Annotated in this window: 26 protein-coding genes and 1 riboswitch; of the genes, 4 read left to right on the forward strand and 22 right to left on the reverse strand. The window is 41.3% G+C overall.

Annotated elements, in window-relative coordinates:
• Positions 1–13 precede the first annotated feature (13 nt).
• The 14 genes from accC to LC036_RS12395 all read right to left on the reverse strand — a co-directional run bounded on the left by accC (position 14) and on the right by LC036_RS12395 (position 10415).
• Positions 14–1372 carry an acetyl-CoA carboxylase biotin carboxylase subunit gene (gene accC, locus LC036_RS12330; RefSeq protein WP_226582920.1) on the reverse strand — a complete coding sequence of 453 codons (1359 nt, stop codon included), beginning with the start codon at positions 1370–1372 and terminating at the stop codon, positions 14–16.
• 15 nt (positions 1373–1387) lie between these two features.
• A complete protein-coding gene (gene accB / locus LC036_RS12335; RefSeq protein WP_226582923.1) occupies positions 1388–1894 on the reverse strand; it encodes an acetyl-CoA carboxylase biotin carboxyl carrier protein in 507 nt (168 codons plus the stop codon).
• Positions 1895–2330: 436 nt separating this feature from the next.
• Entirely contained in the window at positions 2331–2879 is a 549-nt protein-coding gene (locus LC036_RS12340; protein WP_226583919.1) for a SpoIIIAH-like family protein, read from the reverse strand.
• 15 nt (positions 2880–2894) lie between these two features.
• Complete coding sequence (gene spoIIIAG, locus LC036_RS12345) at positions 2895–3521, reverse strand: stage III sporulation protein AG (protein ID WP_226582926.1); 627 nt, start codon at positions 3519–3521, stop codon at positions 2895–2897.
• Entirely contained in the window at positions 3514–4119 is a 606-nt protein-coding gene (gene spoIIIAF, locus LC036_RS12350; protein WP_226582929.1) for a stage III sporulation protein AF, read from the reverse strand. Before spoIIIAF ends, spoIIIAG begins: the two co-directional genes overlap by 8 nt.
• 11 nt (positions 4120–4130) lie before the next feature.
• Complete coding sequence (gene spoIIIAE, locus LC036_RS12355; protein ID WP_226582932.1) at positions 4131–5303, reverse strand: stage III sporulation protein AE; 1173 nt, start codon at positions 5301–5303, stop codon at positions 4131–4133.
• An 18-nt stretch (positions 5304–5321) separates the two neighbouring features.
• On the reverse strand, positions 5322–5714 hold the full coding sequence (spoIIIAD, locus tag LC036_RS12360) for a stage III sporulation protein AD (protein WP_226582935.1): 393 nt from the start codon (positions 5712–5714) through the stop codon (positions 5322–5324).
• 3 nt (positions 5715–5717) lie between these two features.
• Positions 5718–5924 (reverse strand): stage III sporulation protein AC, encoded by a 207-nt coding sequence (gene spoIIIAC, locus LC036_RS12365; protein ID WP_226582937.1) that lies wholly within the window; start codon positions 5922–5924, stop codon positions 5718–5720.
• 17 nt (positions 5925–5941) lie between these two features.
• Positions 5942–6448: a stage III sporulation protein SpoIIIAB gene (gene spoIIIAB / locus LC036_RS12370; RefSeq protein ID WP_226582940.1), complete on the reverse strand. Its 507-nt coding sequence runs from the start codon at positions 6446–6448 to the stop codon at positions 5942–5944.
• Positions 6393–7370 (reverse strand): stage III sporulation protein AA, encoded by a 978-nt coding sequence (spoIIIAA, locus tag LC036_RS12375; protein ID WP_226582943.1) that lies wholly within the window; start codon positions 7368–7370, stop codon positions 6393–6395. The genes spoIIIAB and spoIIIAA overlap by 56 nt, the downstream gene beginning before the upstream one ends.
• A 364-nt stretch (positions 7371–7734) precedes the next feature.
• Positions 7735–8292, reverse strand: a complete 558-nt coding sequence (gene efp, locus LC036_RS12380) for an elongation factor P (RefSeq protein ID WP_226582945.1) — start codon at positions 8290–8292, stop codon at positions 7735–7737.
• Between the two features lie 18 nt (positions 8293–8310).
• A complete protein-coding gene (locus LC036_RS12385; RefSeq protein ID WP_226582948.1) occupies positions 8311–9375 on the reverse strand; it encodes a M24 family metallopeptidase in 1065 nt (354 codons plus the stop codon).
• Complete coding sequence (aroQ, locus tag LC036_RS12390) at positions 9372–9833, reverse strand: type II 3-dehydroquinate dehydratase (RefSeq protein WP_226582951.1); 462 nt, start codon at positions 9831–9833, stop codon at positions 9372–9374. The genes LC036_RS12385 and aroQ overlap by 4 nt, the downstream gene beginning before the upstream one ends.
• A gap of 45 nt (positions 9834–9878) precedes the next feature.
• Complete coding sequence (locus tag LC036_RS12395; RefSeq protein WP_226582954.1) at positions 9879–10415, reverse strand: YqhR family membrane protein; 537 nt, start codon at positions 10413–10415, stop codon at positions 9879–9881.
• A 322-nt stretch (positions 10416–10737) separates the two neighbouring features.
• Here LC036_RS12395 and LC036_RS12400 point away from each other — a divergent pair, with 322 nt between their 5' ends.
• A complete protein-coding gene (locus LC036_RS12400) occupies positions 10738–11145 on the forward strand; it encodes an SA1362 family protein (protein WP_226582956.1) in 408 nt (135 codons plus the stop codon).
• A 24-nt stretch (positions 11146–11169) separates the two neighbouring features.
• Here LC036_RS12400 and LC036_RS12405 read toward each other — a convergent pair whose 3' ends face one another.
• From LC036_RS12405 to LC036_RS12415, 3 genes are all read right to left on the reverse strand, one after another.
• Entirely contained in the window at positions 11170–12057 is an 888-nt protein-coding gene (locus LC036_RS12405; RefSeq protein WP_226583922.1) for a patatin-like phospholipase family protein, read from the reverse strand.
• A 108-nt stretch (positions 12058–12165) separates the two neighbouring features.
• A complete protein-coding gene (mntR, locus tag LC036_RS12410; protein WP_226582959.1) occupies positions 12166–12597 on the reverse strand; it encodes a transcriptional regulator MntR in 432 nt (143 codons plus the stop codon).
• 440 nt (positions 12598–13037) lie between these two features.
• Entirely contained in the window at positions 13038–15608 is a 2571-nt protein-coding gene (locus tag LC036_RS12415; RefSeq protein ID WP_226582962.1) for a vitamin B12-dependent ribonucleotide reductase, read from the reverse strand.
• Between the two features lie 369 nt (positions 15609–15977).
• On the opposite strand from LC036_RS12415, the gene LC036_RS12420 reads away from it, so the two are divergent.
• A complete protein-coding gene (locus tag LC036_RS12420) occupies positions 15978–16358 on the forward strand; it encodes a rhodanese-like domain-containing protein (RefSeq protein WP_226582965.1) in 381 nt (126 codons plus the stop codon).
• A gap of 144 nt (positions 16359–16502) precedes the next feature.
• On the opposite strand, the gene gcvPB is transcribed toward LC036_RS12420, so the two are convergent.
• The 3 genes from gcvPB to gcvT are packed head-to-tail and all read right to left on the reverse strand — an operon-like array spanning position 16503 to position 20430.
• A complete protein-coding gene (gene gcvPB / locus LC036_RS12425) occupies positions 16503–17966 on the reverse strand; it encodes an aminomethyl-transferring glycine dehydrogenase subunit GcvPB (protein WP_226582968.1) in 1464 nt (487 codons plus the stop codon).
• Entirely contained in the window at positions 17959–19308 is a 1350-nt protein-coding gene (gene gcvPA / locus LC036_RS12430; RefSeq protein WP_226582971.1) for an aminomethyl-transferring glycine dehydrogenase subunit GcvPA, read from the reverse strand. Before gcvPA ends, gcvPB begins: the two co-directional genes overlap by 8 nt.
• 21 nt (positions 19309–19329) lie before the next feature.
• Positions 19330–20430 carry a glycine cleavage system aminomethyltransferase GcvT gene (gcvT, locus tag LC036_RS12435; protein ID WP_226582973.1) on the reverse strand — a complete coding sequence of 367 codons (1101 nt, stop codon included), beginning with the start codon at positions 20428–20430 and terminating at the stop codon, positions 19330–19332.
• A 162-nt stretch (positions 20431–20592) separates the two neighbouring features.
• Positions 20593–20681, reverse strand: a riboswitch (glycine riboswitch).
• A gap of 168 nt (positions 20682–20849) precedes the next feature.
• On the opposite strand from gcvT, the gene LC036_RS12440 reads away from it, so the two are divergent.
• Both LC036_RS12440 and LC036_RS12445 read left to right on the forward strand, forming a co-directional pair.
• Positions 20850–22493 carry a DEAD/DEAH box helicase gene (locus LC036_RS12440; RefSeq protein ID WP_226582976.1) on the forward strand — a complete coding sequence of 548 codons (1644 nt, stop codon included), beginning with the start codon at positions 20850–20852 and terminating at the stop codon, positions 22491–22493.
• Positions 22490–23305, forward strand: a complete 816-nt coding sequence (locus LC036_RS12445) for a YqhG family protein (RefSeq protein ID WP_226582979.1) — start codon at positions 22490–22492, stop codon at positions 23303–23305. The genes LC036_RS12440 and LC036_RS12445 overlap by 4 nt, the downstream gene beginning before the upstream one ends.
• Positions 23306–23350: 45 nt before the next feature.
• On the opposite strand, the gene LC036_RS12450 is transcribed toward LC036_RS12445, so the two are convergent.
• Complete coding sequence (locus LC036_RS12450; RefSeq protein ID WP_226582981.1) at positions 23351–23536, reverse strand: YqzE family protein; 186 nt, start codon at positions 23534–23536, stop codon at positions 23351–23353.
• A gap of 51 nt (positions 23537–23587) precedes the next feature.
• Positions 23588–24070 carry a shikimate kinase gene (locus LC036_RS12455; RefSeq protein ID WP_226582984.1) on the reverse strand — a complete coding sequence of 161 codons (483 nt, stop codon included), beginning with the start codon at positions 24068–24070 and terminating at the stop codon, positions 23588–23590.
• Positions 24071–24130: the final 60 nt, after the last annotated feature.

Raw genomic sequence — 24130 nt, forward strand, 5'->3', positions numbered from 1 at the left:
ATGACCACTCCTTTTAAGATTCATCTTTCATGATAGTATATTTTTCTAAGAACTTTGTGTTAAAGTCTCCACCGACAAACACCTCATGTTCCATCATTTTTTGATGGAAAGGAATTGTTGTGTGTACTCCTTCAATAACAAATTCATCCAAGGCACGCTTCATCCGTTGTATAGCTTCATCACGGTCGCGGCCGTAGGTGATCAGCTTGGCCACCATAGAGTCATAATATGGCGGGATGGAGTAACCAGGATAAGCAGCAGAATCCACCCGTACACCTAAACCACCCGGCGGAAGATACATCTCAATCTTTCCAGCTGATGGCATGAAGTTTTTATATGGGTTCTCGGCGTTTATCCGGCATTCCATTGACCAGCCCTCAAACTCAATTTCTTCTTGTTTAAAGGATAGTTCCTCGTTATTAGCAATCAACAACATTTCTTTAATCAGATCGACACCTGTCACCATCTCTGTAACTGGATGTTCGACCTGTATTCTCGTATTCATCTCCATAAAATAGAAAGAATTTGATTCTTTATCAAAGATAAATTCTACAGTTCCTGCACCTGAATAATTAACAGCAAGAGCAGCTTTAACCGCTGCGTCGCCCATTTTAGCCCGCATTTCTTCGGAAATCGCAGGAGACGGCGTTTCCTCAATTAGTTTCTGAAGTCGACGCTGGATCGTACAATCCCGCTCTCCTAAATGAACGGCATTTCCGTGATTATCTGCTAATACCTGGATTTCAACGTGACGGAAATCTTCGATAAATTTCTCAATGTAAACCCCAGGGTTCCCGAAAGCCGTTTCAGCTTCCTGCTGCGTCATTCGTATACCCGTCTTCAAGTCTTCTTCATTTCGGGCCACCCGGATTCCTTTACCGCCTCCACCAGCAGTCGCTTTAATAATAACCGGATATCCGATTTCTTCTGCGACTTTCAGACCTTCTTCCTCGCCCTCAATAATACCTGCTGAGCCAGGAACGACTGGAACTCCAGCTTCTTTCATTGTTTCTCTGGCCACATCTTTCGTACCCATTTTCTGAATGGCATAAGAGGACGGTCCAATGAAAGTGATGTTACATTCTTCACACATCTCGGCAAACTCTGCATTTTCTGAGAGAAAACCATAACCTGGATGAATAGCATCTGTCTGCGTCAACGTAGCAACACTCATGATGTTGGTATAGCTTAGATAGCTGTCTTTACTTAACTTAGGTCCAACACAATAAGCTTCATCAGCCAACTGTACATGAAGGGCTTCCTTATCTGCTTCGGAATAAACAGCGACCGTTTGTATATCCATTTCTTTACAGGCACGGATGATACGAACCGCAATTTCTCCTCGATTTGCAATTAAAACTTTTTTAATCAACGTCTTATCCCCCGTTTACTTAGACTTTACACGGAACAACGGCTGTCCATATTCCACTAGTTCACCGTCTTTGGCAAGAATTTCGACAATCTCGCCTGATACTTCCGCTTCAATTTCATTAAACAGCTTCATTGCTTCTACGATACAAACCACAGAATCTTCTGATACCTGATCTCCTACTTTTACATAAGCATCCTGGTCAGGAGATGGTGACTGGTAGAATGTTCCCACCATTGGGGATTTCACTTCTGCATCATAGTTCTTTTCAGCTGTTTCCGCTTTAGGCGCAGCTGTTTCAGCAGATTCCTGCGTTTGTTTCTGCTGAGGAGTTTCTTCAGGAACTTCTTGTGTAGGTTGTGGTTTCGCTTGTACTGGTTGTTGAACCTGGATAGGTTCAGATACAACCTCACCCAGCTGTTTCTTCATGGAAACCTTTGTCCCATTTGCTTCATAGCAGAACTCATCAATGTTGGATTGATCGATTAATTTAATAATTTCACGGATTTCTTGTACCTTCAACATATACGGCACTCCTTTATGTATAATGACTTTTTATAACTGGTACTAATAACTCCTCTTAACATTCTATTATAGAATACCACTTCACTGCAACTTACCACATGAAAGCGGTATGAAAAGACAGCCCCATATGCTAACAAATGGAAAAACAAAACACATTTAGTCGCATAAAATTCGGTTCATTACTATTTGTGTTCCTCCCTTTGGAGGCGTTCATTTAAATTAGGTTTGGCATAGGAGCGGGCGATTGATCTAATATGTTTCACCTATCCTAGTAACTATTAATCTATCTCTTATCATTATACACCTTTTTACCTGATGCCACTAAAGTATGACCATCTGCAAGCCATTGTTAAGTGAAAGTAACAATAACCCCTTAAAGAGAGGGGATAAAGAAAAAATAAAAAAGCCCCCCTCTATCAAGAGGAAAGGCTTTTCTTCACTCACTTGCCGGTTGAAATTGTACCTGAACCTGTTTTTGACCGAATTCATCGGACACCATTTGAATAATTTGGTTCGTTTCTGTTTTAGATAATTCATCCGCTTTGACAGTTACGTGAACCACATCATCTTCTGCCCGGACAAGAACATCATCATAAGAAGCACTGGCAAGGATCGTATTTTCAATGATTGATTCTTTGGATTGGTTTGATTTAATCGTTTCTATCTTTTCTAATGCTTCATTTTTCTCTGTAGTGGTAAACTCACTGGAGGTGACTATTTCAGATAACTGCTCCTGCAGTTGATCACGTTGGTTTTTCATATCTAATCGAATAGCAGAAAATAATTCATCTGTAGAAATTTGGGATATTACGGTTCCATCCCCAGTTGTCTCCACCCCTTCTCCTGCGGTTTCACTTGTAATCTCTGCCCACTCATCTTCCTGGATAAAAGCCATTTCTCCATTATCCGGGGATGTCATATAATAAACACTCAAAACAATCAACAAACTTAACATTGTCAACAACCAAACTGTTTGCTTTTTCACCAAAGGAACCCCTCCTTATTGTTTAGGCAAAACCGAAATTCGATGACTTGGCACATCCAACACCCTGGAAACTGCTTCAACAACCCATGATTTCACCTGCATTTGATCAACGCCTTCGGCTGTCACGAAGACCCCGCTCACTTCGGGCTTAGATGTCTGTGTGAGCAGTGGAACTTCACGATCACCCTGACGTACGAGAACTAGCTGCTGTTCTCTCGAATAATCTTCAATCTCCCTCTCCCCTCCATTCTTATCGTTTTCCTGTGTGGTTTGTTTGCTTATTATTAAATTTTTGTCATACACTTTTTTATGCGTGGACGAAAGATTGATCATGATGTCCACAGCGCTTACACCCTGGATATTTTCTAAGAGAGGTTTCAGCTGTTTCTCGTACTCTTCCTCTAATTGAGAGATAGAATCGGTTTTCTCTGATACTTGAGCGGCTGCCGAGGGGGTTTCCTGCGATTCTGCCCCGCTCTCTGCCAATGGGGCAGATGGAGAGGAATCCGGCTGAAACCAGTTGCTTGTTAAAATAATCAGCACCCCTATAATTCCCAGTCCGATAATATACTTTGGTTTATTCAATTTTCTCCCCTCTTTACCAGACAAAGACTGAATGAGTTTGTTCCACCATCTATTCATCGGATTCCTCCCAGCGGATTTCGATTTGTTCTTTGTCCAAGTCCACACGCTCAGCCAACCAATTGAGAAGCTCACGATCAGGCTCACTCTCTTCTGTGGTTGTCGTTTCATCCATTATCGAAATCTCCACATTCTCAACTGTCTGGTCTTCCGATTCACGAGAGAGTGTCAGAGTCAGCTTGTCCAACGTTTCCAAGCTATAAGGCTGCTTAACGAAACTCATCTGGAGGTCAACCAGAGATACATGCTGCTCTTCTAACAAAGGTTCTTTTATTTCTGCAGCCAAAGTTTGAGTAACCTGTTCTAATTTATATGCATCTTGTCCTTCGAGTATTTCATTTTTCTTTGCTTCGATATTTTCATCCATTTGTGCATCATTTAATTGCTGTTTCATAGAGTAATCAGCCGACTGCACCAGTTGTTCTGGATTGATTTTTAACAATTGAAGTAACGGTCCAAGGAAGATGAGCAGGAGCAGAATGGACAAAACAAGTCGTGCGTATTTTTTCATGACGCCCGATGGCAGAAGCGCATCAGCCACCATAGCTAATAGAAGAAACAGGACAATCTTAGTGATCCAGTCGATGAAAAGACTCATTTTTTATCACCCTATCTAATCATCATTGTTATATTACTTGCGGCCACCATAATGACAATGACTAAGAAGAACATCATGGATACCATTAATAAAGCTGCAAATATATACATGATATGGCGGCTGACAACATCCATAGCCTGTATAATCGGCCCGTCCCCCAGTGGCTGTAACAATGCTGCTGCTATTTTATAAATTATGGCAATCGCCAGTACTTTTAACGCTGGAAACACAGAGATCCCTAATAAAATGACAACCCCGGCAATTCCCAATGTATTTTTTAAGACTAAGGAAGCTCCAAGTATGGTGTCTGTTGCATCTGTAAACAACCGCCCCACAACAGGAACAAAGTTTCCGGTCACAAACCTCGCCGTTTTCATGGTAATCCCATCTTGAACAGCTGTAACGGTTCCCTGCACAGAGATTACACCAAGGAAAATTGTAAGAAAGATCCCCATAACGGCAAGCCCTGTTTTTCTCAACAATTCTGCAAGATGGTCGACTTTATACGTATCATTCAGGCTGCCAACAATTAACAATAAGGCAGATGAAGCGAACAGTGGAATTAATAAATACTTCACTAACAGTCCACTCGACTGCACGAGAGCGATAATAATGGGATGAAAAAAAGATATCGACATTAAATGACTAAACGAAGCCATAATTCCCAGCAGTAGTGGAATGAGACCAATCATGAAACTGCTCATCCGCTCAATGGCGTCAAGCGTATAATTAATCACCTGCCGAAAACTTTCTAAAGCAAGTGTTAATAGAACCAAGTAGACGACCATATACGCAATTTTACTAACTACAGAATCTTGAAAAGCTGATTGAACCGATTGAAGCAAGGTACTAAACAGCGTTAAAAACAACAAAGAGGCAAGTAATTTCCCATTAAGCATCAACTCATGAAAGAAAAATTCGAGAATACCAGAGTACCAGTCGGAGGATTGAACTGTGTTCTCATTTTGAATAAATTCACGAAAGTTATTCGTGTGAAAGGAGGGCAGATACTCGCCGTACTGCTGGTTCAAATCTTCCCAATTCTCCTCTAATTCTTCTGTCGAGATGTGATCAATCATAGATGGCAGCCCTTCAGGATTAGGAGATGAAGGAGCAGCAAGTGAAACTACTGGAAAACTTAAAATACCGGTAATGATTAAGCACAACACCCATATTCGTTTCATTGCATCCCTCCCGATTTCCTAAGCTCCTGGTATGAAATTGATAATGGTTTCAATAACAGCAGTAACGATCGGTATAGCAAGCATTAAAATAAATAACTTTCCTGCGAGCTCAACTTTTGAAGCTAAAGCATTCAATCCTGCATCCCTAATAAGCTGAGCACCAAATTCGACAATATAAGCAATTCCAATAATCTTCAGGATGGTCTTAAAGTAGACAGGTTCGACTTGTGCTTGTTCAGCCATATAGGAGAGAAGAGTGAAAATATATTTGACCTGATCGAGCACAGACAAGAAAATGATGATCACTGTAAACAGTAAAAGGAGGAAGGCGACCGATGATTTTTGTTCCTGCAGCAGGACAATCAATATGGTCGCTACCAGCCCTAACGATACAATTTGGATAATATCCATCATTTACCCCTGGTATAAGAAGACTGATTTAATTTGCTGGAAAAGATCTGCCAATCGATGAAGAACGATAAATAGAACGATGATAAAACCCGTCAAAGTTACCGCCTGTGCAATCTCTTCTTTTCCCATTTGCTTTAAAATACTGTGAATCATAGCGACGATGATCCCAACACCTGCTATTTGGAACAGAACGGTTGCATCTTGTAGCAAAACGACCATTCCCCCTTCTACATGATTAGGATGATGACTAAAAGTCCGCTTAGTATCCCCATTCCTTTGGCCATCTTCTGGTATTGATCACCAACTTCAATCGCCTCGTGGAGTTCCCGGTCAAGGTGATGAAGGGTCAACTGGATTTGTTTTTGCTGCTGCTCCAAATCATGCTGTCCAAGCGTTCTGCCAAACTGCACTAAGATCTCTAATTCATTTTTCCCCATGGCATTCATGGACCAGTGAGATTTAATATTTCTAGACCATAAGGAAGAAAACTCATCACACCATTCTTCTTTCATCATATTCTCAAAGAATTTATTAATCGGTTTAGGCAGCTGCCTGGACAAATTCTCACATACTTCCCGCAAGGAAGATTGGCCATATACCATTTCTGCTTCAATCATCTGTAGAGCATTCTTCCACTGCCGAATATGTCCAGGTCTCCGTTTAAACCTGGAGGCCATATCAAACCCCACCCATGTAGTGACCGTTAATACGATGACGGCTCCGATCCACTGCATCTCTTCCCCTCCCTTTCCACTCAGCGAGGGCTTGTCCTGTCTGATCAAGCACAGTCCACGCCCCGTTAGATGATGGGCCTAAACGTTCCAATATAAGATACCGGTCAAAAACCTGTTCTTCTAATAACTTTTTCGCCGAGGGCCTCTTTTTCACCAGGCCCCACCCATCTCCGTGAATACTGCATATCACTTTCACTCCTGTAAAGGTTGCTTCACAGATAGCTTGAGCGTCACTTTCACCACCAATTTCATCTACTATCAAAACATCTGGTGACATGGAACGAATCATCATCATCATTCCTTCAGATTTTGGACATGCATCCATCACATCTGTGCGCACCCCGACATCCAACTGAGGTATCCCCCTCAAACTGGCAGCAATCTCTGAGCGCTCGTCCACAACAGCTACCTTTGATGCTTCATATCCAGGCTGAGCGGAACCAATGTATGCGGCTAACTCTCTCAGCATTGTTGTTTTTCCAGAATGAGGAGGTCCGATAATTAAAGTACTCTGCCACTTCCCTTCGTTAAGTAAATAAGGAATAAGCCGTTCCACATGTCCTCTTGTCGCTTTAGCCACCCGAATATTCATAAAACAAATATGCTTCAACGACTCTACATGGTCGTGATGAGTGTTCGCTTTCCCTGCAAGTCCTACTCTGTGACCTCCTTCAATAGTGATGAACCCCTCTTTCAATTCATCTTTAAATCGATAGAGGGAATACTCACTTATCTGATTTAATACAAACGATAGATTTTCTGAGGTCATTATTGTACCCTCAATGGTTTGGTGACCTGCAGCATCCAAGATCTCTATGGGACGGTGAACTCTTAAGCGAATTTCCTGTACACTCTCCCAGCGGACATTTTCCTTTAAGAGATGCTGACAAGAGGGGGGAAACAGTCGTATAATCTCCTTCATCCTCTTTTACTCCTTTGTTTGGTTTACTTCATATGTATGTCTGTACTTTCTACTTATGACAGAACAAATGATATAAAAATAGAAGAACCTAAGAGGGGATGATAGAGAGTTAATAGAGGCATTTGTTTACAAAGGAATTTGTAAATAATATAGAAATGAGAGATGAATACCTACAAAAATCCTGCAGTAAGCCGGCGTTCTGCATTCTATACCTTTCTTACAAGTTCACTAAATCTTTAAAAGCGAACGGGATTTTTCTGCCACGAAAACCTTAATGCGCCTTTAAAATCATCTTACCCGTTTCAAGATAAGCAACAAAAAAAGAGCCTGCCCATATCGGACAAGCTCTTTCATTCCATTCAAATTATGCTCGGGAAACGTATTTGCCTTCTGTTGTACTGATCAGTAAGACTTCACCTTCATTAATAAAGAAAGGCACCTGAACAGTCAATCCTGTTTCAAGTGTTGCTGGCTTAGTTCCACCACTTGCCGTATCCCCTTTAATACCAGGTTCTGTTTCTGTTACTTCCAGTTCTACGTTTTTCGGCAGTTCCACACCAATTGTCTCACCTTGGTAGGATTGAATCTGCACTTCCATATTTTCTTTCAGATAGTTCAATTGTTCTTTAATAGTAGCTGTAGGAATTTCCACTTGTTCATAAGTTTCTGTGTCCATAAATGCATGCATATCTCCATTCACATACAGATATTGCATTTTACGGTTTTCAATGTGAGCGCGCTCCACTTTCTCTCCACCGCGGAACGTTTTCTCCTGAATGTTTCCATTACGCAGATTACGTAGCTTTGAACGAACGAAAGCTGCTCCTTTACCAGGTTTCACATGTTGGAAATCCATAACCTGCCAAATATCACCTTCAACCTCAATTGTTAAACCTGTACGAAAATCATTTACTGAAATCATATGTCTTCCTCCTTTTAATTACAACGTGATTAATTCTTTGGTGGACTGGCTTAGACGCTCATTTCCTGTTTTTGTGACAATTGTGTCATCTTCTATACGGCAGCCGCCAACTCCCGGTACATAAATACCAGGTTCTACTGTGACAACCATACCCTCTTCAAGAATCGTTTGATCAGAACGGAAAGAAAGCCCCGGCCCTTCATGAACATCAAGACCAATGCCATGACCTGTCGAATGTCCGAAGTATTCACCATACCCTTTTTCTTTGATATAGTCACGTGTTAATGCGTCCGCATCTTTGCCTGTAATCCCTGCTTTAATCCCTTCCATACCTTTGAGCTGCGCCTGTAATACTGTATCATAAATTTCTTTTAGCTCGTCACTGATTTCACCTACAGCAACGGTTCTAGTTATATCAGAACAATATCCTTTATATAAGGCACCAAAGTCCAGGGTAACTAATTCACCAGATTGAATTTCTTTTTCAGAAGCTGCTCCATGAGGTAAGGCGGAGCGATAACCGGAAGCTACAATGATATCAAAGCTTGAAGAGGCTGCCCCCTGCTTTCTCATGAAGAATTCCAGCTCATTGGATACATCAATCTCTTTAACTCCCGGCTTTATGTAGCTGAGAATATGTTGAAAAGCATCATCGGCAATCTTAACGGCATCCTTTAATATACTAATCTCCTCATCCGTCTTAATCAAGCGTAATTTTTCAACCATCCCGGAAGTTGGAACGAGTTCAGCTTCCAGAGCTTGATTATACTGCTCATATGAACTATATGTAACATGTTCTTTTTCAAACCCTACGCGCTTTAAACCAAGCTCTTCTACTTTAGATGCAACAGCTTTAGGCATAGGCGTTTTGTGTTCGATTACTTCGAATTCTTCTGCTTGTTCACCGGCCTGGCCTGTATAACGGAAGTCCGTAATTAAGACTGCACTACTTTCCGTAATAAGAAGTGCTCCGGAGGACCCCGTAAACCCTGACATATAACGTCTGTTTTTAGGACTCATAATTAATAATGCATCAAGACCCTCAGTAGAAATCGCTTTTCTCAAATTTGAAAGTTTGCTCATGACTCTTTTCTCCCTCCACTTTCTATCTTATTGATTACCCCTAAGGTAGCCAGTCGGTATCCATCAACCCCGAACCCGACGACTTGACCTGCACATACAGGGGCGGTCATGGAAGTGTGGCGGAAAGATTCTCTGTTGTGAACATTGGAAATATGAATCTCTACGACTGGTATAGATATAGAGCTTATTGCGTCACGAAGTGCGACGCTTGTATGAGTATAGGCGGCAGGATTTAGAATCACCCCTGCTGCTTTCTCCTCTGCTACCTGTATCTGGTCCACTAAATCACCTTCATGGTTGGATTGAAATTCTTCCACCTCGTATCCATATTCCCAAGCAGTATCCTTAACTAAACGGATAACATCCTCAAGCGTCTGTTTCCCGTATGTATCCGGTTCCCGCTTCCCGAGTCTATTTAAATTCGGTCCGTTAATTAGTAAGAGTCGCTTCGTCCCCATCTTTTCCACCTCACCGGTTCCAAAATTGTCGTCAAATTCAGTTTATCATACTCTTTCCTCATTTGAATAAGATTCTGCTGTGTGATTGAATTCATGATACTCATAAGAAATGGAATACCCAATGAATACTCCGTATAAAATAAATAAACAGCCTGTTGTTACCCAAGTATCACTACTCAATTCCAAAAATGTAGGAATCGCCGGGAAAATGGGAGTCAAAACAAAATAAACGACGGCCCATAAAGCAAGGCCGTAAAACACACCAGGCCAAATCCCATTTTTATTTTTCAATGTAAAGTAATAGATCAGCGCACTTCCCATTGATAATATTCCAATAATCAAGATAGCAAGGACTTCTGCAAGCCATGTCCCTGTCCAATCCGTCTGCCAAAAGGATCTAAAAATAAAGGACGCCGCTGAAACTTCTGTAAAGTGGAAATAGTAGGCAACCGCCCCAAGACCACTCCAAAATACTCCTGAAGCAAAACCAATTACTATAGACTTCAATACAACGCTCTGCTGTGGCTCCTGTTGTCTTTGATCTTTTTCTTTATCAGCCATTTCCATCACCTCACTATTCATTTTAACCAAGACCATTTTTTTCATGCTTGATCTAATAATAGTGGTAGTGATTCTTACAATTTTGATGTAAAATTAAAGTCCAGAGGTTTTAGAATTTTCTTTAGTTTAGAACAATCTGTTATAAGGAAAGAGTTTACTATTAGCACTCTTTCACCTTAACAAAGTGATGAACGCTGCATAATTTACTCTATCAAGGAAAGAATCATAAATAGAACATCAAACATACTCCCACCCCCAGGAAATGATGAAACACTCACTAAACAGGGTATATATTACTAAACATAATCTCGCAGGTGACCTTACTAGAAAGGAGGAAATTGTAATGCGTAATTGGATGACTCCAGTCATGTACACATTGATCGGTCTTGCCATCTTCTTTGTTGGAATCCAGCTTTTCACAAACACCTCAGGATTCTTAACATCGATTGTAACAATGATCGGAATCGCTGCTCTCATTTACGGGGCAATCTATTTCTTCTTCCTACGCAATCGTGGTTTTGGGGGAGGAACTGGCGGAAACCGGAATGAGATGAAAAAATACAAGCAAGCAGTAAAGCAATCGAAACAAAAATATAAACAGCAGACACCTGTTGTTAAAAAGAGCCCTGTAGCCAAAGCACAAGCAAAAACTTCCACTATCGGCAGGAAAAACCGCAGACGTGCCAATGGACCACAACTCCGCGTTATCGAAGGAAACAAAAGCAAAGATAAAAATCGAGCCACTTTTTAGCGGCTCGATTTTTTTACATATAAATTATTTACTCCATCTCTTCAAAAACTCTTTTGCATGGTGATGCCCAAGGTTCATAAGAGCTTCTTTTTCTTTCTCACTTATATTAAAATCTGTTGTTTCTACCTCGCTGACCGGAATAAATATAATATCTTTGCTTAACGTTTTTGATATATATCGTGAATCATGGGCCTGCTGCATCGTCTTAAATAAAGCATGGAACATCTGTATTGCATTTCTTATCTTCTGCTCAGGGAGTTTATCCGGCTCATCGCTGAGCTTCATGCCTATAATTGGCCGCTTTCTGCAGCCATCCCGCTTCTCCCATATCCAGATTGGAAAATTACTAAGGACTCCACCGTCAACAATGACAGACTTTCCTCTTTTTCCATGGATTTTTACTGGAATAAAAAAATAAGGGAGGCTGGAACTCATTCGTACAGCTTTTGCTACAGAAAATGTTGCAGGATCAATTCCGTACACTTTCTTCAGATCATCAGGGAGTACCACAATTCTTCCAAGAGTCAGGTCTGAACAAATCACCTTTAAAGATCCCGGGGGAAGATCGGCAAACGTCCGAACCCCCTTCTCGTCTAACCATTGTTCAAGAACAATCTCCAGTTGGTTTCCCTTATACAATCCTAAACGATAGTATAGCAGCAGCCATTTTAGAAAAGGAAACACCCGGTCACTCAGTGGAACATCTACTAAGTTATCAAAAGATAATTTCTCTAAACGCTGCTTAATTTCCGTTGCTGAGTAACCAGCTGCAGTCAAACTGGCAAGAATTGCGCCGGCGGAAGTTCCTGCGACTCGACTGAAAGAGTACCCCTGATCCTCCAGTTCCTTTAAAGCTCCAACAAAAGCCAGAGCCTTGACTCCACCTCCAGAAAAGACACCGTCCACTTTCACCATCCTTCACCCCACTTTTAACCATTATAAACGGGAAACCATTGAATTAGAACGCCTCAGCCTGCTCCTATAGAAAAAAGAAAAGACGCATGTTTACATGCGTCTTTTCTATTCACCATTTTGTTCTTCATTCTTTTTTTGTATTTTTCGCAACGCTTGAACACGGACCGGGTCTTCTTCAAAGAATTGTACAAGATCACCAATGCGATCAATGGAGTTCCAACTCATATGATGTTCAATACCTTCTACATCTTCATAAATATTTTCTTGATCCACTCCGATCAACTCCAAAAACTGCTCAAGCAGTTCATGACGATAAACGAGTCGTTTGCCGACTTTTTTTCCTTTTGGAGTTAAGATGAGCCCACGGTATTTCTCGTAGTTCAAATATTGATCCCTATCAAGTTTCTGGACCATTTTTGTAACAGATGAAGGGTGCACTTCAAGATTTTCTGCTATGTCAGAGACACGTGCATAGCCTTTATCCTCTATTAATATATAAATTTGCTCAATATAATCTTCCATGCTTGGTGTTGGCATGATGAACCCCCAATAACCTGTCTTTATGTAGGTGTCCAAAACGTCAGCGGACCGGAAGACAGACATACCAGTCTTTAAACGTCATAAGAGCTCTATAATTTACAGAATGCTCTTACAATCACGTTTTTTACAGCTTAGGATACCACATCAAAATGATACACTAGTTTCCACTTCGTTACAAGCAGCGCTCTACCTAGAAAATGGCTCTGCTAAAACTCTCTCCTGGTTTCATATAAGCACCTTTATACTGCAGATTAAGTTTCAAGACTTTGCAAGAAGAGATAGTGCCAGTAAAAAGCGGTTCACTTCCTAAAACGACCTACTATTGCCATTTTATATAAAACAATTGAATGACTTTCTTATGAAATTAATATCAACAATAACGGAGACTAGAAAAAAGAACACCAGTCCTGGATAGACCGGTGTCCTTTTTAAACAAATCACAATCCACACTTTAATTGAGCATTGCAGTTGGTGCATGTGTTACATCCACCAATATCTTCCACGGTTCCCTGACGGCAGACGGGACATGTGTCACCAACCTCTGACCCTATAGTCACGTTGGTTTTGTCTAATTCATGAATGGTATCCATCAAAACCACACGAGGACTTCTTTCCTCTTCAAACAGCTCTGTCTGTTCTCCTTCAAAGTCGTTGTCTTCTGCCTTTAACGTAAGAACCTGACTGTCACGGCTGCCATCAACATATACTGTACCGCCTTTCGCTCCACCACGATATAAGCGTTGGTATACATTCTCCACCTGTTCTACGGTATACCCTTTTGGAGCATTTACAGTTTTAGAAATACTACTGTCCACCCACCTTTGAATAATGCACTGCGTATCTGCATGAGCTTCAGGTGACATAGTCATTGCAGTGACAAACCATTCCGGCAGGTCATTGGAATCCTGTTCAGGGTTGGCATCCAAATACTCCTGGAGGATATCCGCCTTCACTTCAATAAATTTACCCAGTCGTCCGCTTCTATAATAGGAAAAGGAGAAATATGGCTCAAGACCGGTACTTACGCCAACCATTGTACCTGTACTTCCAGTAGGGGCCACGGTCAATAAGTGCGAGTTGCGAATCCCATATTTCAATACGTCGTTCTGTATATCCTCAGGCATTTCTTTCATATAACCGGTTTGAATAAAGTTTTGACGCAGTTGATTTGTTTCCTCTTCTGTATCCCCAATCAGGAATGGGAAGCTGCCTTTTTCTTTAGACAGTTCGATAGAGGTGCGGTAAGCCGTTGTGGCAATCGTTTCAAAGATTTCATCAACCAGCTGGTTTCCTTCTTCTGAACCATATGTTGTTTCACAATAGATCAGCAGGTCATGAAGTCCCATTACCCCAAGACCGACCCTGCGTTCCCCCAGGGCCTGTACTTTATTTTCTTCCAGGAAATAAGGCGTCGCATCAATAACGTTATCCTGCATGCGCACACCTCTTTGGACAGTCTGCTTCAGCTTCTCGAAATCAACCTTTTTATTTTCTTTATCTGCGACGCTTGCTAAATTAACAGCAGCTAAATTACACACAGAATAAGGGGCAAGCGGCTGTTCCCCACAAGGATTTGTGGCCACAACTTTCTGACCGTAAGCCTGCGCATTAGTCTTTTCATTGGCATTGTCAATAAAGAAGATTCCAGGCTCTGCAGAATATGTTGCGCAGATGTTAATCAGGTTCCACAACTCTTTAGCTTTTACTGTTCTGTAGGTGCGGATGCCAAAACCGCGGTCAGACCATTCCCGAACATCTCCACTTTGATGCCATTCTTCATTATATTTGTTCATTTCTTCTGACGTATAATTTTCAACATCTGGAAAGCGAAGGTGGTAATCAGCATCTTGATCCACAGCTTCCATGAATTCATTAGTTATACACACAGAGATATTCGCCCCAGTTAAAAATTCAGAGTTATGAACGCTGTAGGTTCCTCCTAAAGAGAGTTTTTCTTCTGCTTCCTGAATACTTTGATCTGTAAAACCACCCTGTCCCTGAATGTGTTTATAATTAACAACACTCTGATAGAGGTCTTTTTCTGTTTCTGAGAGCGGAGTAAATTTAAGCTTATCCTTTGCCAGCTGCTTAATTTTTTCATCTTCTGTATTTTCAATCAAGAATCTCAAAATTCTAGGATTCTGCATCTTGGAAATGATAAATTCAAGAATGTCTGGATGCCAGTCGGCCAGCATAATCATTTGAGCACCGCGCCTTGATCCTCCCTGTTCAACCAGGTGAGTCAGCTTTGCGATATCATCCAGCCAGGAAACAGAACCAGAAGACTTCCCATTCACACCGCGTGCAAGTGTATTCCGAGGTCGAAGTGTAGAACCATTTGTTCCTACTCCACCTCCGCGCGACATTATTTCCATGACTTGTTTTCTATGATCGGAAATCCCTTCACGTGAATCTTGGATATATGGCATGACATAACAATTAAAATAAGTTACATCTGTCTGTGAACCTGCTCCATATAAAACACGGCCCGCCGGAATAAAATTCAAGTCGGAAAGCTCTTCATAAAATTCCTGAAAGCTCTGTTCTTTTCGAATTGGGTCCGTTTCAACCTCTGACAAACCTTGCGCATTACGAAGGGCAATTTGTTCGTAATAAACCTCAAGAGGTTTGTCAATGGTATCCAAGTTTCTGCGGATTAATCCGGTTTCCCTTTCTTCTTCATGATCAAGAACATGCACAAATTCGTTCTCGACCCGGACGGTTGCTTCATGACTTTCCCAGTCGATGGAATGAATAAAACCGAACCCACGAGCTGGAAATTTCGGATCATCCTTAACAGTTAATACAACAAAATCCCCTTCTGCCAGCGTCAGCTTTTCCGTATCTTTAAAAGCATAACGATCAAGCATAACCAGCCGTGAAACTCCTTTGTGGGTAATGGACATAGCATCCGTTATTTCATGGACTTGAGGAAACTGTCCGATATCTGCATTTAAACGCTCTACATTAATTTTTGTATGAACATCTGTGGAGGTTGTGGTCTGCATTTTGCATCTCTCCCTTTATTTAAAAACTAAACAATTAAATTTGATATATGTAACATACCACATTACCGAAAAAGTAATCAATATATTGTGTTGTAATATTTTTTATATCCCCATATATTGTGTTCTTGAACGAACGTGTTGAATTTTGTCAATCAGGTATTCTTAAGATATCTTTTGAAAAAAGAAGAGAATAAAAGAAAAACCATATGTTCTCTTTTCTCATTCCTTTTTTCGTTAGTTGCATCCTTGTATGTAGTAAGAAGCCTGCCAAAACAAGTTTTTTTAAGTGGTATATAAAATTTTTTTTGAAATGCGTGTGGTTCCCTTCTATAATAGATAGAGGAATAGAGAAACAAGGGGGATGGAATTATGGAATTATGGATCTTAATCGGAGCACTCGTTTTAATTATCGCCTTCGGTCTTTATAGATTCTTCAAAGCAAGAAAAATTATGAACACTTTGACAGAGGAACAGTTTCGCGAGGGATACAGAAAAGCACAGTTAATTGATGTACGTGAGCCAAAAGAGTTTGATGGTGGACATATTCTTGGAGCAAGAAATATTCCCCTTTCACAAATGCGGAACCGTCTTATTGAAATCCGAAAAGATAAACCAGTTTATTTATACTGCCAAAGTGGAGCAAGATCTGCCCGTGCAGCTATGATGCTTCATAAAAAAGGATATGAAGATCTGAATATGCTTGAAGGCGGATTTAAAAAATGGTCAGGAAAAATTAAAAGCAAAAAGTAAACTTAACTTCCGATTTCGAATGAAATCAGGGAAGTTCAAGAGCTTGTAATGCATATTACTATAGTGGTAATGAACAATCAGCTTTTTCAATGAATGATATATGAAAACGGAGTCCACCTCTAGGTGGACTCCGTTTTTTTAGGTTTATTCACTTTTGGTATACCTTAAAACCGGCTTTCTGGCTGCTTGTGTTTCATCCATTCGACTAACGATCGTCGTATGAGGAGCCTCCTGGACTAACTCCGGGTTTTCCTTCGCTTCATTAGCAATTTGTATCAAACGATCAATAAAGCCGTCCAGAGTTTCCTTAGATTCTGTTTCCGTTGGTTCCACCATCAATGCCTCTTCAACATTAATTGGGAAATAAATAGTTGGAGGATGATAACCAAAATCAAGCAGGCGTTTAGCCATATCCAACGTGCGAACCCCTAATTTCTTCTGACGTTTTCCTGACAAAATAAACTCGTGTTTACAATGGCGATCAAAAGGTAAATCAAACTCTTCCTGAAGACGACGCATCATATAATTCGCATTAATGACAGCATATTCACTGACCTTCTTCAATCCTTCAGGTCCCATCGTGCGGATGTAGGTATAGGCCCTTACATTGATTCCAAAGTTTCCGTAGTAAGGTTTCACCCTTCCAATCGAATTTGGACGATTGTTATCAAAAACATACAGACCGTTTTCCTTCGTTAAAATTGGCTTTGGTAAATACTCAGCAAATTCAGCTGTTACACCCACCGGGCCAGAACCAGGACCACCGCCTCCATGGGGTCCAGTAAACGTTTTATGAAGGTTTAAATGTACAACATCAAATCCCATATCGCCCGGACGTGCATATCCAAGAATGGCATTTAAGTTAGCACCATCATAATAAAGTTTTCCACCTGCTTCGTGGACAATATTTGCCATTTCCTCAATATCCTCTTCAAACAGTCCGAGTGTATTCGGATTTGTCAGCATGAGGGCTGCTGTGTGCTCATCAACCACTCGCTTTAAGTCCTCTAAATCAACAAGGCCGCGCTCATCGGATTTAACCGTAACAGCTTCAAATCCTGCTACTGTAGCTGAAGCGGGGTTGGTTCCATGAGCCGAATCAGGGACGATCACTTTTGTGCGGTTAAAGTCGCCATTTGATTCATGATAGGCGCGGATCATCATTAATCCTGTCCATTCTCCATGGGCTCCTGCTGCCGGTTGGAGAGTGACTGTATCCATGCCAGTTATTGCAGCAAGTGATTCCTGGAGGTCATACATAAGGTGGAGAGCCCCTTGAACCGTTTCTACCGGCTGATAAGGATGGATATGGCTGAAGCCAGTCAGGCGGGCTACATCTTCATTCATTTTCGGGTTGTATTTCATCGTACACGACCCAAGAGGATAAAAACCTGAGTCTACTCCATGATTGCGCTTAGACAGAGCTGTGTAGTGCCTCATGATTTGAAGTTCACTCACTTCAGGAAGATCAGGTTCATTCCTCCTTACATAAGTCCCACCTATCATCTCATCGACATCTGTTTCCGGCACGTCCAACTCTGGAAGACTGAACCCGGTACGGCTTTCTTGACTTTCTTCAAAAATTAACGGAAAGTCCTGATTAGACATGAATATCCCCCATTTCCTTAACAAATGCATCTATTTCATCTTTTGTGCGAATTTCAGTTACAGCAAGGAGCATGGATTTTTTCAGGTTTTCATCCACCTGTCCAAGGTCGTATCCGCCAATAAACCCTTTATCAAGAAGCTTCTGATTCACTTCTGAGACGTTACGTTCAAGTTTGACAACAATCTCATTGAAGAATGGACCTTCAAAATCGATTTCGAACCCTGCTGCCTTCAGCTGCTTCTTCATGTAAGCTGTTTTTTGGATATTCATTTTCGCCATTTTCTTCAGCCCTTGTTTTCCAAGAGAGGTCATCGCAACGGAGGCTGCCAGTGCGTTCAACGCTTGATTGGAACAAATGTTCGATGTAGCTTTATCACGACGTATATGCTGTTCACGAGCTTGTAAAGTTAATACAAATCCCCGGCGCCCTTCCTCATCCACGGTTTGACCTACGAGACGTCCGGGCACTTTTCTCATCAACTTTTTAGTTGTGGCAAAATAGCCGCAGTGGGGGCCACCATATTGAGCAGGTATTCCGAATACTTGAGCATCTCCGACTACAATATCTGCTCCAAACTCCCCGGGCGGTGTAAGGTACCCTAGGGAGAGAGGGTTGCTTGATGTGATCATCATCGCTTTTTTCTCTGTATCTACAATAGAGCGTATTTGATCTAAAGGCTCGATCCGGCCAAAAAAGTTCGGATATTGTACAACAACGCTTGCTGTGTCTTCATCCAGTTCTTCTGCCAAATGATCCAGGTCTGTTACCCCGTGCTTGTGATCAATTTCAACCACTTCTACACCAGGACCCTTCACATATGAGCGAATAACATCCAATGATTCCGGATGAATCGATTTTGAAACGAGAACCTTCTTTTTCTTGGTCTGACCCGCTGAAAGATTGACCGCTTCCGCAAGAGCTGTTCCGCCATCATACATAGAAGAATTTGCTACATCCATCCCTGTCAATTCACAGATCATCGTTTGGAATTCAAAAATCGCTTGAAGTTCACCTTGTGAAATTTCAGGCTGATAGGGCGTGTATGCGGTATAAAATTCTGATCTTGAAATAACATGATCCACAATGGATGGAATGTAATGATCATATACGCCGGCACCTAAAAAGGATGTATGAGACTTCAAATTGACATTCTTACCAGCCAGATCAGTTAACTCCTTCATCAGCTGGTATTCATTTTTGGGTGCCTTGATGTCAAGTTCACCTTTAAAACGGACACCTTCTGGAATATCAGAAAAAAGCTCATCAGAGTGTTCCACTCCGACTCGCTGCAGCATCTCTTTTTTATCTGTTTCTGTCATTGGTAAATAACGAAATTCCATACTTTCATCCCCCTTGATTCTTTATCTTTTATAAAATGGTGTTGGAACGACTTTAGCTCTCAGGCGACGTTTTCGAACTTGGACTGTTACCTCTGTTCCTTCGTCCGTATAGGGGTGGTTAATTAATGCCAGCCCCACATTTTTCCCAAGTGTAGGAGATTGTGTGCCTGTCGTAACAAAGCCGATCACCTCTTCTCCATTAAGTACGTCGTAATGTGTCCGGGGGATGCCTTTATCAATCATCTCAATGCCTACAAGCTTACGGCCGGGTCCTTCTTCTTTTTGTCTCTTTAATACATCTTTCCCGATAAAATCGACATCTTTATTCACTTTCACAGCGAAATTCAATCCCGCTTCAATGGGCGTGATGTCTTCACTGAGTTCTTGACCATACAAGGCAAGATTCGCTTCAAAACGCAGGGTATCACGCGCCCCGAGACCTACAGGTTTTAAACCGAATGGCTCCCCTGCCTTCATAACGGCCTGCCAAAGATCAGCTCCTGAATGGGCATGCAGATAAATTTCAAATCCGTCTTCGCCTGTATAACCCGTCCGGGAAACGATAGCCTTTCCTTCCACACCCTTCAAGGTCACATCTGGACGGAAGCGAAAGAATGAAATGGAGGATAAGTCAGTATCCGTTAACGTCTGCAACGCTTCTTCTGCTCTAGGTCCCTGCACAGCCAGCTGGACATACTCATCTGAAACATCCTCCAAACGGACATCACCCTCCTGATGCTGTTTCAACCATTCAAAGTCTTTTTTACGGTTGGCGGCATTGACGACCAATAAATATTGATTTTCTTCCAGATGATAGACGATTAAATCATCAACTGTTCCACCATTTTCATAGCACATAATTGTGTATTGAGCTTTTCCAGGTTCTAGTTTAGATACATCATTGGTGAGCATCTTTTGTAAGAATGGCAGGCTGTCTGGTCCCTCGACCATAACTTCGGCCATGTGAGAAACATCAAACAACCCTGCAGCTGTCCTTGTCGCTTCATGTTCTTCTTTAATACTTGAAAACTGGACTGGTAGATCCCATCCACCAAAGTCAATCGTTTTCGCTCCAAGCTTTTTATACTCAGAGTACAAAGGGGTTCGTTTAAGTTCTGTCATTCCTACCACTCCTCCAACACTATTTTCATCCATAAAAAAAGAGACTTCACCGCTTTTGGGCTGAAGTCTCTGTCCATGAACCAGAAAGTTTCACGAAAGGAAAGACCTGTCGCTTGCTTCTTGGGTGGTCTGCATACAATTTGCAAACACTCTCCAGAGTTGCGTCCTATAGAAGTCTTTTTGCCTGAGAGATTCGCAACAAGTGCTTGCTCCTTCGGCGCTGCATTCACAGTCTCTCCCCCTATAGTCATTCGCTATCGTATTTTTCTAGATTTTTCCGGGCATACTATTGTGTAACGTTTTGCTGCATAATCCACTTAATTTCAGGTTCATTATATCACGCGGCTTTCACAAAAGACATGGAATTTCTGCAAGAATTCACAATCTTTCAATAACCGAATAGATGGAGGGCTACGAAAATGGTCGAGATTCAACCAGATCAATCATTTATTCAAACTTTATCTGATCACTTAAACCATCCTGACCGTCTGACTACATGGGACGGTTTTAAGCTTGCTTATCAGGCGGCCCAATATAAAACCGTCCCCCAGTTTGATGGTCTTCTTGCGCTTGAACACCTGCCCCATGTGGACTTTATGGACCACCAGGTTCAGGCAGCAGAAACTGTCATCCATCAAATGAACGGTAGAGCAATACTGGCTGATGAAGTCGGGCTTGGGAAAACCCTTGAGGCAGGATTAATTCTAAAAGAATACATGATACGAGGGCGGGCAAAAAAAATACTAATCTTAACTCCCGCGTCTCTAGTAAACCAATGGATTCAGGAGTTAAACGAAAAGTTTTATATCCAGGCAGCCTCCCCGAGGAAAAAGCAGGCCTCATGGAAGGACTGGGATGTGACGGTCACCTCTATAGATATGGCGAAACGCGAAAATCACCGCGAAGAAATTTTATCGATTGATTACGACTTAATTATCATAGATGAAGCGCACAAATTGAAAAATCATCAGACGAAGAATTATCAATTTGTACAATCGCTTAAGAAAACGTACTGTCTTTTACTAACAGCAACTCCTATTCAAAATACCTTAAGTGATTTGTTTAACCTTGTATCCATCTTAAAACCTGGTTACTTAGGAAATCTGACTGATTTTAAAAAGAAATATAAGAAGAACACAGAAGACGAAGACAACATCCAGCACATCCACTCGCTTGTCGGCCATTTAATGATACGGAACCGCCGAAAAGACACAGGGCTGGACTCTTCCAAACGAAAAGTAGTCAATGAACTTCTTTCTTTTACAGAAGAAGAGATGGCGATGTACAAACGACTGGAAGAACTAAAATCCACCCACCCCTCTTTTACATGGCTGACGCTGGCTAAAGAGTTGTGCTCTTCCAGGGAAGCCTGCTATATGTCTTTGAAGCAGTTACAAAAAAATGCGCCTGAAGGAAAGGCAGAAATATACGATGAGTATATAGAAATGATCGGCCAGCTCCCTCACCATGTAAAAGCAAAACGTATGACCGAACTAATTGAGAACGCAGGGGAAAAATTTATTATTTTCACAGAATATAGAGCTACCCAATATTACCTTCAATGGTATTTACAGCAGCACGGGATTACTTCTGTTCCATTCAGCGGTAAATTTAATAAGGGGAAACGGGATTGGATGAAGCAGCTTTTTAAAAACAAGGCTCAAGTTATGATTGCCACAGAAGCAGGCGGCGAAGGTATTAACCTCCAATTCTGCCACCATATGATAAATTATGATCTGCCATGGAATCCTATGCGCCTGGAGCAGCGGATCGGTCGTATTCACAGGTTTGGTCAGGAGCATGACGTAAAAATTTATAACTTTGCGATTAAAGATACAATTGAAGATCATATTATGAAGATGCTCTATGAAAAGATTGAATTATTCAAAAACGCAGTAGGGGATTTAGATCACATACTTGAACAAATACCCGGCGGGTCCTTCGAACAACAGATTCAAACCATTCTAAAACAGTCAGACAGTCAAGGAGAAGTCAACATTAAACTGAATAACCTTGTCAGTTATGTAGAACACACTGTTAATGAAAGGAGGGAATCCAGTTGAACACGAAGTCTCCCAACCCCTATACAGCATTCGTAAAAGACTTCTTCACTTCCTATGGATGTGCACTTGTGGAACAAACACCATCCTACTTCACTATACAGCTGACTAGTGAAATGGATGAAGAAATTATGAATCGGCCGTTTTATTGGCATTATATGAAAAAGATGAATAGAGAAGGCGATCCCATGCAGCTGACATTTACAGATACAGCTGAAACCCATAAGCAGGGGATCTACCTGCATGCCGGCACTCCAAAACTTCATATGATTTATAACACAGCTATAGAAAAGGCACGTACGGCACGTTTATATGAAGTGATATACCAAACTAAACACCCCCGGAATCGAGCAATGAGTCCCTGGCTCGTAATCAATGTTCTCCTGCATTATAGAGGCAAGCAGGCAAAAGATGAACCTTTATCTATAGGTCTTAATCTGATTCATGGGACAATGATGCTGAAAATGATGGATAAAATTCAAAACATCGATTTTGAAACGAAGGTTTCCGATTACACATTCCCTATGACACCAGTTATTTCACTTGTAAATGCTTATAAGCGTATTGAGCGGCATATAGAAACTTACCTTTCCTCCTTAGATAATAAATGGGTCTCAGAGTCTTTACATCATTTAGAAAAAGAAAAGCAGCTGCTTGAATCCTTTTATCAGTCGGAAGATATCGACTTGGAATCTTTCACAAAGGAAAGAGAGCAGATCGATAACCGGTATAAGCCCTATGTAGAAATTGAAGTAATTAACGGCGGGTTGTTTTATATTTCACAGGAAACAAGCGCTGAATGGATGGCGCAATAAAAAAAGCCGCTCTCATCAGCGGCTTTTTTTAGATGACCTTCTTTTTCAAGGGTTGGTCATCTTACGTTTTCTTTTAAACATCTTTAAAGCGAGAGGAATCATACCAAACCAATAGGAAGACGTCTTCTTAGAAGGTTTTAATTCCTTCCTTTGCTTTTTTTCTTCCTTTGACATCTGCATGTACTTGACCATTTCTTCTGTCAAAAATTTCACGTAGTCGTTCTGATTCATAAGAACCCCTCTTTTTCTTATCCTATTACCTATAGTATGTTCAAGATTATCTCATTTTAGACGCTGTATAATCTCATCACAGATTTCTAAAGGACTCCTCCCATCCACTTGAACAACTAAGTCAGCTGCGTTTTCATAAATGGGAAGGCGTTCTTCAAAACGCAATTTCCTTTCTTCTCTGTCCCCTTTCCATAAAGGTCTGTTCTTGTCTCCTTGTAATCTTTCAACGATCGTCTCCCATTCAGCTTTCAGGTAAACCGTTGTCCCTTGTTTAAGAAGGAGTTGATTGTTCTCAGATAAAACTACTCCCCCGCCGGTTGAGACTACCGCTTGACCTTCCAAACTGGAAAGAAAAGCCGTTTCTTTTTCCCTGAAATATTCCTCTCCATATGAGGAGAACATTTCTCGTATTGTCATATCTTCGTTTTTCTCGATCTGTTCATCCATTTCAATGCAGGGTATGCCCAGTCGTTCGCCCAAATACTCCCCAACCGTTGTTTTTCCACTTCCCATAAAGCCAATTAAATAAATCATTCAATTCCTCCTAAAAAATAATTGTCCAAGCAGGATTTTCGTTGATCTTGTCGAAATATA

Source organism: Halobacillus litoralis (genome assembly GCF_020524025.1).
Classification (GTDB): Bacteria; Bacillota; Bacilli; order Bacillales; family Halobacillaceae; genus Halobacillus; species Halobacillus litoralis_D.

Coding starts and splice junctions, on each gene's coding strand:
- accB (WP_226582923.1), bottom strand. CDS start 1,894: ATGTTGAAGGTACAAGAAATCCGTGAAATTATTAAATTAATCGATCAA.
- spoIIIAG (WP_226582926.1), bottom strand. CDS start 3,521: ATGAATAGATGGTGGAACAAACTCATTCAGTCTTTGTCTGGTAAAGAG.
- spoIIIAF (WP_226582929.1), bottom strand. CDS start 4,119: ATGAGTCTTTTCATCGACTGGATCACTAAGATTGTCCTGTTTCTTCTA.
- spoIIIAE (WP_226582932.1), bottom strand. CDS start 5,303: ATGAAACGAATATGGGTGTTGTGCTTAATCATTACCGGTATTTTAAGT.
- spoIIIAD (WP_226582935.1), bottom strand. CDS start 5,714: ATGGATATTATCCAAATTGTATCGTTAGGGCTGGTAGCGACCATATTG.
- spoIIIAB (WP_226582940.1), bottom strand. CDS start 6,448: ATGCAGTGGATCGGAGCCGTCATCGTATTAACGGTCACTACATGGGTG.
- spoIIIAA (WP_226582943.1), bottom strand. CDS start 7,370: ATGAAGGAGATTATACGACTGTTTCCCCCCTCTTGTCAGCATCTCTTA.
- efp (WP_226582945.1), bottom strand. CDS start 8,292: ATGATTTCAGTAAATGATTTTCGTACAGGTTTAACAATTGAGGTTGAA.
- LC036_RS12385 (WP_226582948.1), bottom strand. CDS start 9,375: ATGAGCAAACTTTCAAATTTGAGAAAAGCGATTTCTACTGAGGGTCTT.
- aroQ (WP_226582951.1), bottom strand. CDS start 9,833: ATGGGGACGAAGCGACTCTTACTAATTAACGGACCGAATTTAAATAGA.
- LC036_RS12395 (WP_226582954.1), bottom strand. CDS start 10,415: ATGAATAGTGAGGTGATGGAAATGGCTGATAAAGAAAAAGATCAAAGA.
- LC036_RS12400 (WP_226582956.1), top strand. CDS start 10,738: ATGCGTAATTGGATGACTCCAGTCATGTACACATTGATCGGTCTTGCC.
- mntR (WP_226582959.1), bottom strand. CDS start 12,597: ATGCCAACACCAAGCATGGAAGATTATATTGAGCAAATTTATATATTA.
- LC036_RS12415 (WP_226582962.1), bottom strand. CDS start 15,608: ATGCAGACCACAACCTCCACAGATGTTCATACAAAAATTAATGTAGAG.
- LC036_RS12420 (WP_226582965.1), top strand. CDS start 15,978: ATGGAATTATGGATCTTAATCGGAGCACTCGTTTTAATTATCGCCTTC.
- gcvPB (WP_226582968.1), bottom strand. CDS start 17,966: ATGTCTAATCAGGACTTTCCGTTAATTTTTGAAGAAAGTCAAGAAAGC.
- gcvPA (WP_226582971.1), bottom strand. CDS start 19,308: ATGGAATTTCGTTATTTACCAATGACAGAAACAGATAAAAAAGAGATG.
- gcvT (WP_226582973.1), bottom strand. CDS start 20,430: ATGACAGAACTTAAACGAACCCCTTTGTACTCTGAGTATAAAAAGCTT.
- LC036_RS12440 (WP_226582976.1), top strand. CDS start 20,850: ATGGTCGAGATTCAACCAGATCAATCATTTATTCAAACTTTATCTGAT.
- LC036_RS12450 (WP_226582981.1), bottom strand. CDS start 23,536: ATGAATCAGAACGACTACGTGAAATTTTTGACAGAAGAAATGGTCAAG.
- LC036_RS12455 (WP_226582984.1), bottom strand. CDS start 24,070: ATGATTTATTTAATTGGCTTTATGGGAAGTGGAAAAACAACGGTTGGG.